Raw genomic sequence first — 15,375 nt, 5'->3', positions numbered from 1 at the left:
CGGCGGCTGCTCCGCGGCCCCGGCGGGCGCGGCGGCCGGCCCGGCGGGCAGGCCGGCGACGTCGGTCGGGGTCTCCGCAGCCGGCTCGGCCGCGGCGGGGGCGGCCTTCTTCCGGCGGGTACGCGTCGCCTTGGCCGGTGGCTCGGGCGGCTCGGCGGGCGCCTGCTCCACAGCGGCCGGCGTCTCCCCGGCGGCCTCCGGGGTCTGCCCCGTGGCCTCGACAGGCTGGGCGGTGACCTCGGCGGGCTGGGCGGCGGCGTCCTCGGTCGCCTTCGCGGTGGTGGCCTTGCGGCGGCGGCGCGTCGCCTTCGGGGCGGTGTCGAGGTCGCCGGAGACCGGGGCGAGCACCTCGGCCTGGGGTGCCTCGCCGCTGCCCGGCACGGGCGCCGTCGACGCCTCGACCGGCGCCTCGGTCTGCTCCGGCTGGTTCAGCGGGGTGGTCCGTCGCCTGGTGGTACGCCGTCGGGTCGGTGCGGCGGGGGCCTGCTCGGCCTCGCCGGTGCCGGCGGCGTTCCCCGCGCCGGCGACGTTCTCGACGGTGCTGCTGTCAGCGGACTCGCCGGCCGGCTGTGAACCGGTCCGTTCGCCGCCCTCGGGCTCGTTCTCGAGCATGGACGTTCTCCAGTTCTGGCTGCCCCGGGCGCGGGTGAGCGCTGCCACGCAGGGTCGCCGCAAAAGTGTTTCCGCCGGGCGCGCACGGTGCGCGACCGCCGAAGTCTGCCTGCCTGAACACCGACCGACGGTCAGCGTTCACCGATGGTTGCCCCGTCGCGGTCCGCGTCCAACGGATCCGCGATCGCATCCTGCGCGGTCAGCGTGCCCTGTGCCAGCCGGATCACCCTCGGCGAAACCGGCGGCTCCAGGTCGGCCACCACGCGGAGGCCGGAAAGGACGTCATCGGGGCGCACGGAGGGGGTGACCTGCCGCACGACCAGTTCGAGTATCGCACACGGTACGGCCGGCGCCCCGGAAGGCGTCTCCGGCGAGGGAATCACATCGATTCGGATCACTGCTGCCCGCGCGTCGAAGGTGCGCCGGCCCTGCTTGGTCATCCGCTCGACCAGCACCTCTTCCGTGGCCGTGAAGGCGGAAACCGCCCGTTGCAGGGTCTCCGGGTCGACCTCGGGCAACTCGATGCGCCAGTGCGACGCCTCGATCCGGTCGGCAAGACTCCCCCCGGTGGCCACGACGGCGTCGAGCACGTCGAGCCCCGGCGACAGGGCGGCGTCCAGCGCGGCGCGCAGCTGCGCCGGGTCGACCTGCTCACGGAGGCCGATCTCCAGGTACTCGGCCTCGCTCGCCACGCCCGTCGGGGCCGCGCTGGCGTACGAGATCTTGGGGTGCGGGGTGAAGCCCTGGGAGAAGGCGATCGGCACGCCCGCCCGGCGCAGCGCCCGCTCGAACGCGCGGGCGAAGTCCCGGTGCGAGGTGAAGCGCAGCGGACCGCGCTTGGCGTAGCGGATGCGGACCCGCTGCACGATCGGCGCCTGGCCGCCCTCTGGCTGTGGTTTCCTGCTGATCGTCGTGCTCCTCGTGTCGGAACCGGTTGATCGTGGCGGCACTGTTCGCGACCCGCGTGCCGCCGACGATAGCCACATGATCGCCCCGGGCACGCGGCGGGCCGCGCACGGGCGGCGCCCGCCGCGCGGGGCTACTGCTGGGCGCCGGTGGGCAGCTTCAGACCGTTGATCGGGGTGAGCGGGAGGAGCTTCTTCCCGGTCGGGCCGATCTGGATCTCGGTGTCCATCGACGGGCAGACGCCGCAGTCGAAGCACGGGGTCCACCGGCAGTCGTCCTGCTCGTACTCGCTGAGCGAGTCCTGCCAGTCCTGCCAGAGCCAGTCCTTGTCCAGGCCCGAGTCCAGGTGGTCCCAGGGCAGGACCTCCAGCTCGTCGCGCTGCCGGGTGGTGTACCAGTCGAGGTCCACACCGAAGGCGGGCAGCACCTCGGCCGCCGCGGTCACCCAGCGCTGGTAGGAGAAGTGCTCGCTCCAGCCGTCGAACCGGCCGCCGTCCTCCCAGACCCGGCGGATCACCGCGCCCACCCGGCGGTCGCCCCGGCTGAGCAGGCCCTCGATCAGCGACGGCTCGCCGTCGTGGTAACGGAAGCCGATCGCCCGGCCGAGCGAGCGGTCCGCGTTGATCGCCTGCTTGAGCATCCTGAGCCGGCCGTCGATGACCTCCGGCCGCTCCATCGACGCCCACTGGAACGGGGTGTGCGGCTTCGGCACGAACCCGCCGATGGAGACCGTGCAGCGGATGTCCTTCGAGCCGGTGGCGGCCCGGCCCGCCCGGATCACCTCGTGGGCCATGTCCGCGATCTCGAGCACGTCGTCGTCGGTCTCGGTGGGCAGGCCGCACATGAAGTACAGCTTCACCTGCCGCCAGCCGTTCGTGTACGCGGTCACGACGGTGCGGATCAGGTCTTCCTTCGACACCATCTTGTTGATGACCTTGCGGATCCGCTCCGACCCGCCCTCGGGGGCGAAGGTCAGGCCGGTGCGCCGGCCGTTGCGGGACAGCTCCTGCGCGAGGTCGATGTTGAACGCGTCGACCCGGGTCGACGGCAGCGAGAGCGACACGTTGGTGCCCTCGTACTGCTGGGCCAGGCCGGAGCACATGTCGCCGATCTCGGAGTGGTCGGCCGACGACAGCGACAGCAGGCCCACCTCGTGGAACCCGGAGAACTCCAGGCCCTCGCGCACCATCTGCCCCACCGTGGTGATGGAGCGTTCCCGGACCGGGCGGGTGATCATGCCGGCCTGGCAGAACCGGCAGCCCCGGGTGCAGCCCCGGAAGATCTCCACCGCGTACCGCTCGTGCACGGTCTCCGCGAGCGGCACCAGGGGCTTCTTCGGGTACGGCCAGGCGTCCAGGTCCATGGTCGTGCGCTTGTGCACCCGGAACGGCACGTCCGGCCGGTTCGGCACCACCCGCTGGATGCGGCCGTCGGGCAGGTAGTCCACGTCGTAGAAGCGCGGCACGTAGACGCTCTCGGTGCGGGCCAGCCGCAGCAGCAGCTCGTCGCGCCCGCCCGGGGAGCCCTCGGCCTTCCACTCCCGCACGATCGCGGTGATCTCCAGGACCGCCTCCTCGCCGTCGCCGAGCACGGCGGCGTCGACGAAGTCGGCGATCGGCTCCGGGTTGAACGCGGCGTGCCCGCCGGCCACGATCACCGGATCGGCGTCGGTGCGGTCGGCCGCGAGCAGCGGGATGCCGGCGAGGTCGATCGCGGTGAGCAGGTTGGTGTAGCCCAGCTCGGTGGAGAAGGAGACGCCGAAGACGTCGAAGTCGCGCACCGAGCGGTGCGCGTCGACGGTGAACTGCGGCACGCCGTGCGCGCGCATCAGCTTCTCCAGGTCCGGCCAGACCGCGTAGGTCCGCTCGGCGAGCACGTCGGGCAGCTCGTTGAGCACCTCGTAGAGGATCTGCACGCCCTGGTTGGGCAGGCCGACCTCGTAGGCGTCGGGATACATCAGCGCCCAGCGCACGGCCGCCGCGTCCCAGTCCTTGACCACCGCGCCCAGCTCGCCACCGACGTACTGGATGGGCTTGGTGACCTGGGGCAGCAGTGGCTCCAGCCGGGGCCAGACCGAATTGGCCGCGGCGGGGCGCGGTGTGGTGGACGGGACGCTCATGATGCCCAAGGGTACGCGGCCCGGCGGCGGCCACCGCGCGCACGCCGGTCGCCGCGCCACCAGCAGGTCGCGACGCGCCCCGTCGGCCCTGCCGGCGCGGGCGTCAAGTGGTGGCCGGAATCGCCCCGCTGGCGCGTCGGTACTAACCTCGGACCGGCGCGAGAGGAGATTGCCGCGATGCCGCAGCCGCAGCCGGGCACGGACCGGCCGGCCGACGGGAGCCCCCGGGGTCAGGACCAGGTTCAGGATCCGGCGGTCACCGAGGAGCCCCCGACCTCCCCCGCAGCACCCGCCCCCACCGGCGGCACGGGCCCGGAGGGCACCCGTGAGCTGCCCACCGACGACCCCGGGCCGGGCACGGCCACCGACGTCACGCAGCACGCGGTCGACGCCGGGCCGCGGGGCTCCGGCGACGCCATCGCCGAGCGGGACACGGGCGAGGCCGGCCCGCGGGACGACGCCCGCCGCGCCGGGTCGGACGACACGCGCGACGTCGGGCCCGAGCGCCCGGCCGGCACCGGACCGGAGGGCACCCGCCTCCTGCCCGACGACGGCCCACCGGCCGCCGCACCGGAGGGCGTCCGCCGGCCGTCGGAGGACGCGCCGGCCGCCGGCCCGGAGGGCACGCGGCTCCTGCCCGACGACCCGCCCGCCGTCGGACCGCAGGGCACCCGGATGTTCTCCGCCGACGAGCTGCCCGCCGAGCCGCCCGCGCCCCGGTGGAGCGGTTCCGCGGCGGTTCCCCCGCCGAAGCCGCGCAAGCGGGCGTGGGGCGAGTCGGCCGAGATCCCCCCGGTGCCGGTGCCGGTGCCGCCACCCCCGCCGGAGCAGCCCGAGCACCTGACGCCGGTCGACCCGTGGGCGGGCGCGGACACCGGCGGATGGGACCTCCCACCGCCACCGCCACCGCCACCGACGCCGACGCTGCCCTACCCCGCGACGCCGTCGCCCCGGCCGTACTCCGGGCCGCCCGCGCCACCCGTGCACTCCCCGGCGCCGCCGGAACCACCGCGCCCCGCGCCGCCCCGGGTCGCGTACCCGGCCGCCCCGCCGCCGGCCTACCCCGTCTCCCCGCCGCCGGCCTTCCGGGCGCCGGTCTCCCCGCCGCCGGCCTCCCGGGCACCCGTCCAGGCCCGGCCGGCACCACCCCCGTCGCCGCCGCCCGCACCGCCCAGGCAGCGTCGGGCGGCGGCGCCGCCGGCCGGACCGCCACCCGGACCCCAGGCCCCCCAGGGGTACGCGCCGAAACCCGCCCGCAGGCGTCGCCGGTGGCCGTGGATGCTGCTGCTCATCCTGGCCTGCTGCTGTGGCTGCCCGGCCTACTACGGCGTGCCGATGACGTCGCAGTACCCGGCGAACGCCAGCCTGCCCGCCGAGGTGGCCGACCTGCGGCTGCGCGACGACAACACCAGCAAGGCGACCGCCAAGCAGTTGGAGACGGAGGTGCGCAAGGCGCACTGGCTGGCCGAGGACACCTTCGCCGGCATCTACAGCACGCCCGCCGGCAAGCGGGTGACGGTCTTCGGCGGCACGGGGTTCCGGTTCACCCCCGAGTCGGACGCGGAGGACGAGATCGCCAGGCTCACCGGGCAGTACTCGCTCGGCGAGGCCCAGGTGGTCGACACCGGCGTACGCGGCCGGCACCAACGCTGCGCGGTGGGCCGCGCCGACGGCCAGGACGTGGTGGTGTGCACCTCGGTCGACCACGGCAGCATCGCCACCGCGGTCTTCACCCGCCTCTCCCTCGACGACAGCGCCACCCTGCTCGGCACGCTGCGGGAGCAGATGGTCACGACCGAGCAGAAGTAGGGCCCTCGCGGCCCGGCCGGCGTCGGGGCGTCGACGGAAGAAGACGCGGTCGCTGCCGCCCCGTGGCGTCCGCGCCGGTGGGGGCGGCGCCCCGACCGGGAGGTCAGGCCGGGGCGTCGCCGCCGGTGGCGGAGGGCGCGCGCGGCGGGGCGTGGCGGGGCACGTACTCCTGGCCGGTGAGCTTCTGGATCTCGGCCATGACCTCGTCGGTCATCTCGCGCAGCGACGTGCGGTCGTCCGGCCTGCCGGTGAAGTCCAGCGGCTTGCCGAACCGGATGGTGATCTTCGCGCGGCCGGGGCGGGGCACGCGGGTGCCGATGGGCTGCGCCTTGTCGGTGCCGGTCATGCCGACCGGGATGATCGGCACGCCGGCCGCCACCGCCAGCCGGGCCGCGCCGGTGCGCCCCCGGTAGAGCCGGCCGTCCGGCGACCGGGTCCCCTCCGGATAGACCGCGACCAGGTCACCGGCCTTGAGCACCGGGATGGCGGCGTCGAATGCGGACAGCGCCGCGCGACCGCCGGCCCGCTCGACCGGGATGGCGCCCAGGCCGGTGAGCACGTGCTTGGAGAGGGCGCCCTTCGGGCCGGTGCCCGTGAAGTACTCCGACTTGGCCCAGAACGCCAGGTGCCGGGGGACGACGGTGCCGAGGAACAGCTCGTCGGCGACCGAGAGGTGGTTGCCCGCGAAGATCGCTCCCCCGGTGTCCGGAATGTGCTCCAGCCCCTCCACGGTCGGACGGAAGGCCAGCCGGAGCGCGGGCGCCACGGTGAGCTTGCCGATGGTGTAGAGCAGGGGCACTGGTCCTCCGGCGGAGTGTGTGCGAACAGGCGGTGTCACGGTAACCGACGGGTCCACGGGGTGTCGCCCGGGTGGCCGGTCGACCGCCTGGTGAGCGGGCGTGTCGCGGTCGGCGCCGGCGCCCCGGCCGACGTCGCCGGAGCACCGGCCCCCGCCGACCCGTACCCCGCCGACGGCGACGGTCACCCGCCAGCTCCCGCGGTCTTCCGCTCCTCGGTCGTCGCCCGGGGTGACCGGGCTCACGCCCACCGGTGTCACGCCCGGCCCACCGCGCGCCGTCGTGGGGGTGTCAACATCGACCGGACCGAGGAGGTCGTCATGCAACGGATGAACGTGGCCGAGGTGGCACCGCAGGCGTACCAGGCCGTGCTGGGACTGGAGAAGTACGTCCGGGCCAACGTCGGGCACACCGTGCTGGCGCTGGTGAAGCTGCGCGCGTCGATGCTGAACGGCTGCGCGTTCTGCGTCGACATGCACAGCCGCGACGCGCTCGCCGCGGGCGAGTCGGACCGGCGGCTCTTCGCCGTCGCCACCTGGCGGGAGGCGCCCTTCTTCGACGAACGGGAGCGGGCCGCGCTGGCACTCACCGACGCGGTGACCCGTCTCGGCGAGCACGGCGTGCCCGACGACGTCTGGGACGCGGCGGCGAAGGTGTGGTCCGAGAAGGAACTCGCCGACCTGTTGATGGCGGTCGCCACCATCAACGTGTGGAACCGCATCGCCGTGACCTGCCGCAACGACCTCCCGAAGGACGTGTGACGGGTCCCGACGCGACGCAGGCGGCCGGTGCGCTCCACGCGCACCGGCCGATGCTGCTGGGCCTGGCCTACCGCCTGCTCGGCAGCCGGCACGACGCGGAGGACGTGCTCCAGGAGGCGTACCTGCGCTGGCTGGGGGTCGACCGGGCGACGGTCGCCGAGCCGAGGCGCTACCTGTCCCGGGTGGTCACCCGGCTGGCGCTGGACCGGCTGCGCGCCGTGCGGGCCGCCCGGGAGACGTACGTGGGGCCGTGGCTTCCCGAGCCGGTGCCGACCGCGCCGTCACCGTTCGGGCCGCTGGACTCCGTGGAGCTGCGCGACTCGCTCTCCACCGCCCTGTTGCACCTGCTGGAGCGGCTCACCCCGCCGGAGCGGGCCGTCTACGTGCTGCACACGGCCTTCGAGCTGCCGTACGCCGAGATCGCCGGGATCCTGGACCGTTCCGTGGCGGACTGCCGGCAGCTGCACCACCGGGCGGCGGCCCGGATCGGCCAGGACCGGCGCCGCTTCACCGCCGGTCGGGCCGAGCAGGAACGGCTGCTGGACGCCTTCCTCGCCGCCGCCCGCGACGGCGACCTGGCGGCGCTGACCGGGCTGGTCGCGACGGACGCCACCGCCTGGACCGACGGCGGGGGCCGGGTCAAGGCGGCACGCAACCCGGTCACCGGCGCCGACCGGGTGGCCCGCTTCTTCGCCGGGTTGTACGGGCCGGGTCGCCGCCCCACCGTGCGGCGGCTGGAACTCAACGGCCAGCCGGCCGCGCTGATCGTGCCCGCGCACGCGGGCAGGTACGCGCTGACGGTCGCGGCGGCCGGCGGCCGGATCACCGCGTTGCACGTGGTCGGCAACCCGGACAAGCTGCGGTGGGCGTACTGAGCGGGCCGGCCGTCAGCCGGCCCGCGACGGTGGCGGGCCGGGCGCTCAGCCCAGCTCGGGGAACCAGAGCGCGATCTCGCGCTTCGCGCTGTCCGGCGAGTCGGAGGCGTGCACCAGGTTCTCCCGGTTGGACAGGGAGAGGTCGCCGCGGATCGTGCCGGCCGCCGCCCGGCGCCCGTCGGTCGCCCCGACGAGCCCGCGCACCACGTCGATGACCTGGTCGCCGGAGAGCACCAGCGCCACCAGCGGGCCGCCGGTCATGAAGTCCTTCAGCGGCGGATAGAACGGCTTGTCGACGTGCTCGGCGTAGTGCTCGTCGGCCAGCGCGGCGTCCATCGCCCGGAACACCATCGCGTCGATCCGCAGCCCCTTGCGCTCGAAGCGGGAGATCACCTCGCCGACCAGCCCGCGGCGGACCGCGTCGGGCTTGATCAGTACGAGGGTGCGCTCATCGGGGCTGCTGCTGGACACGCTGGGTTCCTCCTGTGCGCGGAAGACGCTCGGGCTGGGTACGGTCAGCCTAGCGACCCGGTCCCGGCGCCGGCGCGGCGGTCGGTCCTTCCTCCGGCGGCCGATCCGGCCTAGCCTGGCCCTTGACCCTCGGGAGGTCCACTGTGGCGAATGGCGGGAACCGACCCATCGCGCCGGTACGCAAGCTGATCGCCGCGGTGCTGGGCACCGTGGCCACCTTCGTCGTCCTCTTCGGCCTCGGCATGACGAGCTGGGCGATCGTGGCTCTCGGCGTCGCCCTGCTGGTGCTGGCCATCGCGCTGGCCACGGTGCGCGGGGGCGGTCGCACCTGGGTCATCGGCGAGGGGCACGTGCACAGCGCCTCCGAGCCGCCCACCCAGTACGCCTTCGGCCGCTGCGAACTCCAGCTGGTGATCGACGCCCCGGGGCTGCCACCCCGCTCCAAGAAGATCATCGAGCCGCGGGTGCCGGTGGCGAAGTGGCCGTCGCTCGGCCAGACGCTGCCGATCCGGGTGGCCCTGGACGACCAGCGCCACGTCCGGGTCCTCTGGGACGACGTGCCCACCCACACGGAGACCGCCGCCGCCGCGGCCGCCGACCTGCCGCCCGAGTACGCGGGCGCCGAGCCGCTGGACATGGACGACGTCCTGATCCAGCAGGAGGCCCCGCCGTGGGCGGACCGGGCGCCGGAGGACGACTACCGCGACGACTTCCGGAACGACTTCCGCGACGACTTCCGGGGGCCGGCGGGTGACCCGCTGGGCGACCCCGTCGGGGATCCGCTGGACGATCCGCTCGGTCGGGACCGGGCCGGGCGGCCCGAGGAGCGCGAGCCCGTCGTGATGCACCAGCGCCCGGGTGGGCCGGTCGTGCTGGAGGGCACGCTCGTCGAGCCCGGCACCGGCACCCTGCCGCGCCGGGCGACCCCGACGCCCCGGCCACCCGCTGAGGAGCGCTTCGACGTGTCCGGCGAGCGCCGCGACCCGCCCGCGCCGGGGGACCCCATCGACCTCCCCCTGGACGACCCCGCCCCGCCCCGCGACCGGATCGGCGACGAGCGGATCAGCCCGGAGGAGCTGGACGAGGCGATCTTCGGCACCGGGCCGGCGGCCGGCGCCGGCGACGGGGCCGACGAGTCCACCTCGGCCGGCGACGAGTTCGGGGCGCCGATCGCCGGTGTGGGCCTGACCCTCCTCGTCACCGACCTGCCCCGATCGCTGGCCTTCTACCGCGACCTGGGCTTCACCGAGGTCGACCGGGGTTCCGGCAACGCGGTGCTCGCCTCCGGCACGACCCGCCTGGTGCTGCGGGAGGTCACCGAGGCGGCGCCGATCAGCCGCCGGCTGGTGCACGTCAACCTCGAGGTCGACGACATCGGTTCCGCCTACGAGCGGCTACGCGGGACGGGCGTCCGGTTCACGTACGCCCCCCGGGTGGTCAACCGGGGCACCAAGCTGGAGGTGTGGGCGGCGGCGTTCCGGGACCCGGACGGGCACGGCATCGCCCTGACCCAGTGGCGCGAACGCGCCGAGGCCTGACCCGTCAGCCCAGGATGACCCGGCGCACGTGCAGGGCGTAGGCCCATACCAGCGCGAAGACGACGCCCAGCACGAGCAGCGACCAGTGCAGCAGACCGGCCAGCATCAGCAGCCCCTGCAGGACGGTGCCGGCGTGCCAGGCCCACGACCGGCGCATCATGCCGGCCAGCAGCACCGCCGCCACGGCCAGCGCCACGACCACCCCGATCGCCGTGCCGCCCAGGTCGCCGCCGACCACCCGGATCGGTTGGATGGCCAGCACCAGCACCAGCGCCTCCAGGCTGAGCGTGCCGGCGCCGAGGCCGCGGACCGCCCGTTCCGGGTTGCGCAGCCCGGAACGGCGCGGCGGCCGCCCGCCGGCGGCCCCGTCGGCCGCCCCGGCCGGACGGTCGCCGTCCGCGGTGACGCGTTCCGGCCCGGTCATCGCTTCAGCAGCCGGCGGGCGTCGGCCACGGTCACCACCGACCCGGTGACCAGCACCCCGACCCCGCTGAGCTCCCCCGGTACGTCCTCCTCGGCCATCGCCACCGCCGTCTCGATCGCGTCCGGCATCTCCTCGGCCACCTCCACCCGGTCGGGCCCGAAGACCTCGGCCGCCAGTTCGGCCAGCTCCCGCGCCGGTAGCGCCCGGGGCGAGCTGTTGCGGGTCACCACGACCTGGTCGACCACCGGCTCCAGCAGCTCCAGCAGGCTGGCCGCGTCCTTGTCCGCGAGGACGCCGACCACGGCGACCAGCTTGCTGAACGCGAACTCCTCCTGCAACGCCGTGACGGTGGCGGCCATCCCGTGCGGGTTGTGCGCGCCGTCGAGCAGGATGGTCGGCGCGCTGCGTACGCGCTCCAGCCGCCCCGGCGAGCTGGCCACGGCGAAGCCCTCCCGGACCGCCTCCACGTCGAGCTGCCGCTTCGCCCCGGCGCCGAGGAACGCCTCGACCGCCGCCAGCGCCACCGCCGCGTTCTGGGCCTGGTGGGCGCCGTGCAGCGGGATGAAGACCTCCTCGTAGACGCCGCCGAGGCCCTGGAGGGTGAGCACCTGCCCGCCGACGGCCACCGCCCGCCGGAGCACCCCGAACTCGGCGCCCTCGCGGGCGATGGTCGCGCCCACCTCCGCGCAGCGTTCCAGGATCGGCCCGGCGGCCTCCTCCTCCTGGGCTGCGGAGATCACCGTCGCGCCCTTGTGGATGATGCCCGCCTTGGCCAGCGCGATGTCCTGGATGGTGTCGCCGAGCCACTCGGTGTGGTCGAGCCCGACCGGGGTGAGCACGCACACCCCGGCCTGGAGCACGTTGGTCGCGTCCTCCGCGCCGCCCAGGCCCACCTCGACCACCGCCACGTCCACCGGGGCGTCGGCGAAGGTGGCGAAGGCCAGCGCGGTGGTCATGTCGAAGTACGTCAGCGGCTCGGCCGAGCGCTCGTCGACCAGCCGGGCCAACGGCTCGATCTCCCGGTAGGTGGCGACGAACCGCCCCTCGTCCACCGGCTCACCGTCCAGGCTGATCCGCTCCCGGACGGTCTCCAGGTGCGGGCTGGTGTAGCGGCCGGTGTGCAGCCCGAACGCCCGCAGCAGCGAGTCGATCATCCGGGCCGTCGACGTCTTGCCGTTGGTCCCGGTCAGGTGGATCGACGGGTACGCCCGCTGCGGGCTGCCGAGCAGGTCCAGCAGCGACTCGATCTTGTCCAGTTCGAAGGCCATGCGGGTGAAGCCGCGGCCGGCCAGTTCGGCCTCGACGGCGGCGAATTCGGTGCGGTCGGTCACGAGGGCAGCGCCTCCAGAGCGGCGTCGATGCGGACGAGGTCGGCCTCGGCGACGGCGAGTCGGTCGCGGATCTTGGCGACCACCGGCTCCGGCGCCTTGTCGACGAACGCCGGGTTGCCGAGCTTCGCCCGCGCCTGCGCGGCCTCCTTCTCGGCGGCCGCCCGGTCCTTGGTCAGTCGGGCCCGCTCGGCGGCCACGTCGATCGTCCCCCGGGTGTCCAGGCCCACGCTCACCTCGCCGGGCATGGCGAGCGTCGCGCTGGCCTGGAAGTCGTCGCCGGCCGCGTCCAGCCGCACCAGCGACCGGATCAGCGGCTCGTGCGCGGCGATGCCGGCGGCGGCCAGGCCGTCGAGTCGGGCGGCGACCCGCTGCGTCGGGCGCAGCCCCTGGTCCGAGCGGAACCGCCGGATCTCGGTCACCACCCGCTGGAGGGTGCCGACCTCGACCTCCGCGGCGTCGTCGACTCCGGTACGGTCCGCCACCGGCCAGGCGGCAGTCATGACCGTCTCGCCGCCGGTGAGCGCGGTCCACAGCTCCTCGGTGACGAACGGGATGACCGGGTGCAGCAGTCGCAGCAGCTGGTCCAGCACGTGTCCGAGCACCCGGCGGGTCGCCTCGGCGGCCGGGCCGCCCTCGACGAGCACCGGCTTGGTCAGCTCCACGTACCAGTCGCAGACGTCGTCCCAGGCGAAGTGGTAGAGCAGGTCACAGACCTTCGCGAACTCGTACGCCTCGAACTGCTCGTCGACCTCGGCGGTGACGTGCGCCAGCCGGGACAGGATCCACCGGTCGACCGTCGAGAGCGTGTCGGCCGCTGGCAGCGGCCCCTCGGTGTGGGCGCCGTTGAGCAGCGCGAACCGGGTGGCGTTCCAGAGCTTGTTGCAGAAGTTGCGCGAGCCCTGGCACCACTCCTCGCTGACCGGCACGTCCCCGCCCGGGTTGGCGCCCCGGGCGAGGGTGAACCGGGTGGCGTCGGCGCCGTAGCGGTCGATCCAGTCCAGCGGGTCGACCACGTTGCCGAACGACTTGGACATCTTCTTGCCGAACTGGTCGCGGACCATGCCGTGCAGCGCCACCGTGTCGAACGGCTGCCGGCCGTCCATCGCGTACAGGCCGAACATCATCATCCGGGCGACCCAGAAGAAGAGGATGTCGTAGCCGGTCACCAGGACGCTGGTCGGATAGAACTTCGCCAGGTCGGGGGTCTGCTCCGGCCAGCCGAGCGTGGAGAACGGCCACAGGCCGCTGGAGAACCAGGTGTCCAGCACGTCCTCGTCCTGGTGCCAGCCCTCACCCGTCGGCGGCTCCTCGTCTGGGCCGACGCAGACGATCTCGCCGTCCGGCCCGTACCAGACGGGGATGCGGTGGCCCCACCAGAGCTGCCGGGAGATGCACCAGTCGTGCATGTTGTCGACCCACGCGAAGTACCGCTTGGCCAGCTCCGCCGGCTCGATCCTCACCCGGCCGTCGCGCACCGCGTCGCCGGCCGCCTTCGCCAGCGGGGCGGTGTCGACGAACCACTGCAGCGACAGCCGCGGCTCGACGGTCGTCTTGCACCGGGAGCAGTGCCCCACCGCGTGCACGTACGGCCGCTTCTCGGCCACGATCCGGCCCTGCTCGCGCAGCGCGGCGACGATGGCGGGTCGCGCCTCGTACCGGTCCAGACCCTGGAACGGGCCGTGCGCGGTGATGACGCCCCGCTCGTCCATGATCGTCAGTGACGGCAGGTCGTGCCGCTGGCCGATCTCGAAGTCGTTCGGGTCGTGGGCGGGGGTCACCTTGACCAGGCCGGTGCCGAAGCTCGGGTCGACGTGCTCGTCGGCCACGATCGGGATCCGCCGGTCGGTCAGCGGCACGGGGACCTCGGTGCCGATCAGGTGCCGGTAGCGCTCGTCGTCCGGGTGGACCGCCACCGCCGTGTCACCGAGCATCGTCTCGGCCCGGGTGGTGGCGACCACGACGTCGTCGCTGTAGCGGATCGAGATCAGCTCGCCGTCGTCGTCGGTGTGCTCCACCTCGATGTCCGACAGCGCGGTCAGGCAGCGCGGGCACCAGTTGATGATCCGGTTGGCCCGGTAGATCAGCCCGTCGTCGAAGAGCTTCTTGAACATGGTCTGGACGGCCCGGGACAGGCCCTCGTCCATGGTGAAGCGCTCACGGTCCCAGTCGACGGAGTCGCCGAGGCGGCGCATCTGGCCGAGGATCGCGCCGCCGGACTCGGCCTTCCACCGCCACACCCGCTCGACGAACTTCTCCCGACCCAGGTCGTGCCGGGACAGGCCCTCGCCGGCGAGCTGCCGTTCCACCAGGTTCTGGGTGGCGATGCCGGCGTGGTCCATGCCGGGCAGCCACAGCGCCTCGTGGCCCTGCATCCGCTTGCGGCGGGTCAGCGCGTCCATGAGGGTGTGCTCGAACGCGTGGCCCATGTGCAGGGAGCCGGTGACGTTGGGCGGCGGGATGACGATGGTGAAGGGGGGCTTGTCGCTGTCCGCCGACGCCCGGAAGTGGCCGGCGGCTACCCACTGCTCGTACCGTCGCTGCTCTACCTCGCCGGGCTGGTACTGGCCGGCAAGCGTCGGGGCGTCGGGGCGTCGGGCATCCAGTCTCTCGGTCACCCTGAAAGTCTACGGAGCGCTTCCCGGGACCCGACGTGCGCCACCTGCCGTTCGCGTACGGTGTCGGCTATGTCCGACGCACATCTCACCCAGCGCCCGTCCGTGGACGGGCCCGAACCGATCGACCTGACCGACGAGCCCATCCAGCTCAGCAACCGGGACCCGGAGAAGGTCCCGCAGCGGCGGGCGACGCGGTCGAGGCGCCGGCGGGTGGCGTGGGCCGCGGCGGCGGCGGTCGGGCTCGCGGGCGCCGCGGTGCTCGGCACGGCCGGCTGGCGGGTGGCCCAGCAGAAGGACGCCGACCTGGCCACCCCGGACCGGGTGGCGGGCCTCGTCCGCGACGACAGCGACCGGGCCCGAAGCACCTCCGACTACCTGCGCAGCGGATTCGCCGCCGACATCGACCTGGACAGCAGCTTCGGCACCGTCTACCGCGATCCCGCCGACGACAAGCGCTCCGTGCTGGTCTTTGGCGGTACGACTCTGCTCTGGCAGCCGGAGCGCGACCTGGACAGCCTGTTCGGGCTGCTCACCGACGAGGCCGGCAAGGTGACGGGGCTGCGCGAGGTGCCCGCCGGTCGCCTGGGCGGCGTGATGAAGTGCGGCACCACCAGCGGCGACGGCGGCGACTTCGCGGTCTGCGGCTGGGCCGATCACGGCAGCGTCGTGATGGGGATGTTCCCGGGCCGCTCGATCGACGACGCCGGTGGGCTCTTCCGCGCGATGCGCGCCGAGATCCAGACCCGGGGCTGACGCCTCCCGACGCCTTGGGCGCCGCTGTCCCGCCTGCGCCCTTGGCTTGGCCTACGCGCCGACGCCGCCATGTACCGGGCCAAGAGCCTCGGGGTGGGTCGCCCGCCCCTTGACTTCGCCTGTGCCTCCGTCTCGCAGCGGCGTCCCGGTCCCGTTCCCGGTCGCTCCTGTTCGTCGGTTGACGCCGTCGGCGCCTGTTCCCTGGCGAAGTGGCGAAATTGCTGTACAACGCAGTTCAGGGCCACCCCGAAAGGGTGACCCTGAACCGAAAGATTGTCCGGCGGTGTCCTACTCTCCCACACCCTCCCGAGTGCAGTACCATCGGCGCTGGAGGGCTTAGCTTCCGGGTTCGGAATGTAACCGG

Annotated in this window: 12 protein-coding genes, 1 rRNA gene and 1 pseudogene; 5 read left to right on the top strand and 9 right to left on the bottom strand. The window is 74.0% G+C overall.

Annotation, left to right across the window (positions count from 1 at the left end; genetic code table 11):
• The 3 genes and pseudogenes from V6U77_RS28365 to V6U77_RS28355 form a co-directional block, all read right to left on the bottom strand.
• Positions 1-612, bottom strand: a pseudogene (locus V6U77_RS28365) (hypothetical protein); the annotation flags it as partial.
• Positions 613-743: 131 nt separating this feature from the next.
• Positions 744-1,478: a TIGR03936 family radical SAM-associated protein gene (locus V6U77_RS28360; protein ID WP_334609821.1), complete on the bottom strand. Its 735-nt coding sequence runs from the start codon at positions 1,476-1,478 to the stop codon at positions 744-746.
• Between the two features lie 173 nt (positions 1,479-1,651).
• The gene (locus V6U77_RS28355; RefSeq protein WP_334609818.1) at positions 1,652-3,637 is read right to left on the bottom strand and encodes a TIGR03960 family B12-binding radical SAM protein; all 1,986 of its coding nucleotides are present in this window, start codon (positions 3,635-3,637) and stop codon (positions 1,652-1,654) included.
• Between the two features lie 177 nt (positions 3,638-3,814).
• Between V6U77_RS28355 and V6U77_RS28350 the strand changes: the two genes are divergently transcribed.
• Positions 3,815-5,446: a hypothetical protein gene (locus V6U77_RS28350; RefSeq protein WP_442934532.1), complete on the top strand. Its 1,632-nt coding sequence runs from the start codon at positions 3,815-3,817 to the stop codon at positions 5,444-5,446.
• Positions 5,447-5,549: 103 nt separating this feature from the next.
• Here the strand turns inward: V6U77_RS28350 and V6U77_RS28345 are convergent, their stop codons facing one another.
• Positions 5,550-6,245 (bottom strand): lysophospholipid acyltransferase family protein, encoded by a 696-nt coding sequence (locus V6U77_RS28345; protein ID WP_334609817.1) that lies wholly within the window; start codon positions 6,243-6,245, stop codon positions 5,550-5,552.
• Positions 6,246-6,335: 90 nt separating this feature from the next.
• On the opposite strand from V6U77_RS28345, the gene V6U77_RS28340 reads away from it, so the two are divergent.
• Together V6U77_RS28340 and sigJ are read left to right on the top strand one after the other, a co-directional pair.
• Complete coding sequence (locus V6U77_RS28340; protein WP_442934531.1) at positions 6,336-7,004, top strand: carboxymuconolactone decarboxylase family protein; 669 nt, start codon at positions 6,336-6,338, stop codon at positions 7,002-7,004.
• Positions 7,001-7,879, top strand: coding sequence for an RNA polymerase sigma factor SigJ (gene sigJ / locus V6U77_RS28335; protein ID WP_334609816.1), 879 nt, complete (start codon positions 7,001-7,003; stop codon positions 7,877-7,879). Before V6U77_RS28340 ends, sigJ begins: the two co-directional genes overlap by 4 nt.
• Positions 7,880-7,924: 45 nt before the next feature.
• Here the strand turns inward: sigJ and ndk are convergent, their stop codons facing one another.
• Positions 7,925-8,350 (bottom strand): nucleoside-diphosphate kinase, encoded by a 426-nt coding sequence (gene ndk / locus V6U77_RS28330; RefSeq protein WP_334609815.1) that lies wholly within the window; start codon positions 8,348-8,350, stop codon positions 7,925-7,927.
• A 143-nt stretch (positions 8,351-8,493) separates the two neighbouring features.
• Here ndk and V6U77_RS28325 point away from each other — a divergent pair, with 143 nt between their 5' ends.
• Entirely contained in the window at positions 8,494-9,888 is a 1,395-nt protein-coding gene (locus V6U77_RS28325) for a VOC family protein (RefSeq protein ID WP_334609813.1), read from the top strand.
• A gap of 4 nt (positions 9,889-9,892) precedes the next feature.
• Here the strand turns inward: V6U77_RS28325 and V6U77_RS28320 are convergent, their stop codons facing one another.
• Genes V6U77_RS28320 through V6U77_RS28310 form a run of 3 tightly spaced genes read right to left on the bottom strand, consistent with a single transcriptional unit; the run spans position 9,893 to position 14,258 of the window.
• A complete protein-coding gene (locus tag V6U77_RS28320) occupies positions 9,893-10,312 on the bottom strand; it encodes a DUF4233 domain-containing protein (RefSeq protein WP_334609812.1) in 420 nt (139 codons plus the stop codon).
• Positions 10,309-11,643 (bottom strand): bifunctional folylpolyglutamate synthase/dihydrofolate synthase, encoded by a 1,335-nt coding sequence (locus tag V6U77_RS28315; RefSeq protein WP_334609811.1) that lies wholly within the window; start codon positions 11,641-11,643, stop codon positions 10,309-10,311. The genes V6U77_RS28320 and V6U77_RS28315 overlap by 4 nt, the downstream gene beginning before the upstream one ends.
• Positions 11,640-14,258: a valine--tRNA ligase gene (locus V6U77_RS28310; protein ID WP_334609809.1), complete on the bottom strand. Its 2,619-nt coding sequence runs from the start codon at positions 14,256-14,258 to the stop codon at positions 11,640-11,642. Before V6U77_RS28310 ends, V6U77_RS28315 begins: the two co-directional genes overlap by 4 nt.
• A 69-nt stretch (positions 14,259-14,327) precedes the next feature.
• On the opposite strand from V6U77_RS28310, the gene V6U77_RS28305 reads away from it, so the two are divergent.
• Positions 14,328-15,011, top strand: coding sequence for a hypothetical protein (locus V6U77_RS28305; RefSeq protein ID WP_334609808.1), 684 nt, complete (start codon positions 14,328-14,330; stop codon positions 15,009-15,011).
• A 275-nt stretch (positions 15,012-15,286) separates the two neighbouring features.
• On the opposite strand, the gene rrf is transcribed toward V6U77_RS28305, so the two are convergent.
• Positions 15,287-15,375: ribosomal RNA gene (gene rrf, locus V6U77_RS28300) — 5S ribosomal RNA — on the bottom strand; the annotation flags it as partial.

Origin of the sequence: Micromonospora sp. CPCC 205546 (genome assembly GCF_036902715.1) — a bacterium.
Classification (GTDB): Bacteria; Actinomycetota; Actinomycetes; order Mycobacteriales; family Micromonosporaceae; genus Micromonospora.
This window is presented reverse-complemented; position numbering and strand designations above follow the sequence as displayed.

Excerpts from the sequence above, each read along its gene's own strand:
- V6U77_RS28355 (WP_334609818.1), bottom strand. The coding sequence starts at position 3,637 with ATGAGCGTCCCGTCCACCACACCGCGCCCCGCCGCGGCCAATTCGGTC.
- V6U77_RS28350 (WP_442934532.1), top strand. The coding sequence starts at position 3,815 with ATGCCGCAGCCGCAGCCGGGCACGGACCGGCCGGCCGACGGGAGCCCC.
- V6U77_RS28320 (WP_334609812.1), bottom strand. The coding sequence starts at position 10,312 with ATGACCGGGCCGGAACGCGTCACCGCGGACGGCGACCGTCCGGCCGGG.
- V6U77_RS28305 (WP_334609808.1), top strand. The coding sequence starts at position 14,328 with ATGTCCGACGCACATCTCACCCAGCGCCCGTCCGTGGACGGGCCCGAA.